This window comes from Elstera litoralis (assembly GCF_000963705.1).
Taxonomy (GTDB): Bacteria; Pseudomonadota; Alphaproteobacteria; order Elsterales; family Elsteraceae; genus Elstera; species Elstera litoralis.
This window is the reverse complement of sequence record NZ_LAJY01000155.1, coordinates 1-2,652: the sequence shown is the minus strand read 5'-3', so window position 1 is coordinate 2,652 and position 2,652 is coordinate 1. Positions and strand designations below refer to the sequence as shown.

Genomic DNA, 2,652 nt, shown 5'->3' with positions numbered 1-2,652 from the left:
ATTGCGACACAGAAGATCCAGATCGATTTCGGCTGAGTAGCGGTTGATATAGCCCGCCGCCTCCAAACGCTTCACCCGCTCTAAGCAGGGACTGGGCGACAGGCCGACTTTTTTCCGCCAGCTTGAGATTGGTAATCCGCCCCTCAGTCTGCAAAAGGCTGAGAATTTTAAGATCGGTTCGATCCAACTTGCGCGGCGTTTTACCCATAGAAAGACCCTGCCGAATTTTATTCTGCTTGCGTCAGGGATAGCGCAATTCAGTGGCGCTGGCGAGAGGCTTACGTCTGCGGGCTCTCCCTCAGGCCGGTTGCCTCGCCAGATACTCTGAAAACAGGCCAATCGGCAGTGGTTGGGCGAATAAAAAGCCCTGAACCTCGTGGCAACCAATGTCGAGCAGGCACTCAAGCTGGCCTTCGGTTTCCACGCCCTCGGCGACGGTTTCGAGCCCAAGGCTGGACGCCATCGAGACAATCGCCTGACAAATCGCCCGGTCGTCGGCATTTTCCGAGAGGCCCGCGATGAAACTACGGTCGATCTTCAGCAAATCGATGGGCAGGCGCTTAAGGTAAGAGAGCGAGGAATAGCCGGTACCGAAATCATCGATGGCGATGGTAATGCCGAGCCGTTTCAAATCTTGCAGCAGGTCGATGGCGCGGTCGAGATCGCTCATCAACCCGCTTTCCGTAATTTCGAGCTCCAGATTGACCGCCGGCAGGCCGGAGGCGTTGAGCGCCTCGACGACTTTCATTAGCAATCCGGCGTCGCGAAACTGCCGAACCGACAGATTGACGGCGACCTTGAGATCAGGAAATCCTGCCGTCCACAGCCGCGCCTGCTTGCAGGCGGTTTCCAGAACCCAATGGCCAATCGGCACGATCAGCCGGATTCTTCGGCGATGGGAATGAAGTGGGAGGGCGGAATTCGCCCCATCTCCGGGTGATCCCAGCGCAGCAGTGCTTCCATGCCGCGCAGCTTGTGATCGGCAACCCCCAGGCGGSGCTGGTACTCGATGGAGAGTTCCCCCCGCTCGACGGCGCGGCGCAAATCCGTTTCAATCGCCAGCCGCCCGGCGCGGCGGTCGCGGACGCGCTCGGAGTAAATCACCGTCGTCGAGCGCCCGGCTTCTTTCGCCTCATAGGTCGCCGCCTGGGCCGCCGTCAGCAGGTTCGACGGGTCGGTCGCGTGATCGGGGTAGAGTGCGATACCCTGGGAGAGCGAAATAAACAGCTCCGACTGATCGATGAGGAAGGTGCGCGCCGACGCCTCTTCCACTCGCCGCGCCAACCGCTCGATCGTGGCAATCGGGTCCTTCGTCGCAGAAACGATCACAAAATCATCGCCGCCGAGGTGACCCAGCAAATCGCCTTCCTCAAGATCGCCACCCAAGCGACCGCCAACCGCCTGCAACAGCCGGTCGCCGGGGCCGTGACCGAAGAAATCATTCACATATTTAAAGTGATCGACATCGATGGCCACCGCCACAATCGCCCCCAGCGGCGATTGCGCGACGAGCCGTTCCAAATATTGTAAAACCTTGACGCGATTGGGCAGGCGCGTCAGCGGATCGTACAGCGCCAACCGCTCCAATCGGCTTTCGATACGCTTGCGGTCGGATACGTCGCGCACGGTAATCAGATGCGCCGAACAATCCGGTAGCGGCAGCGGCGTAATCGCGATTTCACCAGGGAAGCTGATGCCATCGGCGCGCGACAGGGTCATCGACCGCCCTGTGCCTAAGGTGCTGCGCGGCACGGCGCGGAGGAGCATCTGAACCGAGGTTTCCGGCAGACTATCTTCCCCCTCGAACAGCGTCGGCGCCAGCAGCGGCCAGATTGACATGCCGCGCGCCGGTTCCCGATCCACGGCAAAAACGCGCTGCGCGCCTTTGTTTAGATCGATAATGCGCCCATCGTTGCCCACCACCAGAACGGCATCGCCCACCGCATTGAGAAGATGCGACAGAATGGACGATTGATCGTTAATCTCACCAACAATGCACGCACCTGGCGAGAAAGGGCGCAGGCACAACAACCAATCCCCCGCCCGGCCCGTTGGGGCAGGGGAGACAAAGACTTCGCACAGCATATCCTCCCCCTCGCCACTGCTGCGGTGAAGGGTGAAGGTTTCTTGGGGGTGGTCTTTTGCCAGATGCCCGAAATCAAGCGCATCCGAGGCTTGCCGCGTCATCAGCCGCGCCCAGTCCCGGCCTATGATCGCGCTTAGGCTCAGCCCAAAAAGGTTCGCTGCCGCCGCATTGGCGTAGAGAATTTCCGCATCGCGCACACACAGCATAGCCACCGGCAGCCGATCATAGGCAGCGGCAAGAATGCCGGACGGGCCTGAAACCGCCACTTGCGAGAGGGAGGATTGGGCAACCATGAGTCTCAGTGTAGCGAAGGAGGGCGAGCAATCCAGCTAAAAGCCGCCGACCGGATGGGAAAAAACTATCGCGCTGCAAAAGATTGACCTTTTGTGACGCCAGCAAATTGATTTTGATTCAAATTACATAAAATTCGATTAACGAAATAAGAAAGAGGGCGGCCTAATCGCCACCCCCTTGCTGCCGAACGTTACGCGGCCTGAACGTTAATGCCGCGCGTATTGAGCATTTCGATTAACTCGCCGCTTTCATGCATTTCGCGAACGATATCA

Annotated in this window: 2 pseudogenes; both read right to left on the bottom strand. The window is 59.0% G+C overall.

Going from position 1 to position 2,652, the window contains the following annotated elements:
• A pseudogene (locus VZ95_RS22860) lies at positions 1-208 on the bottom strand (Lrp/AsnC family transcriptional regulator); the annotation flags it as partial.
• Between the two features lie 90 nt (positions 209-298).
• Positions 299-2,379 (bottom strand): annotated as a pseudogene (locus VZ95_RS21725) (putative bifunctional diguanylate cyclase/phosphodiesterase).
• Positions 2,380-2,652 lie beyond the last annotated feature (273 nt).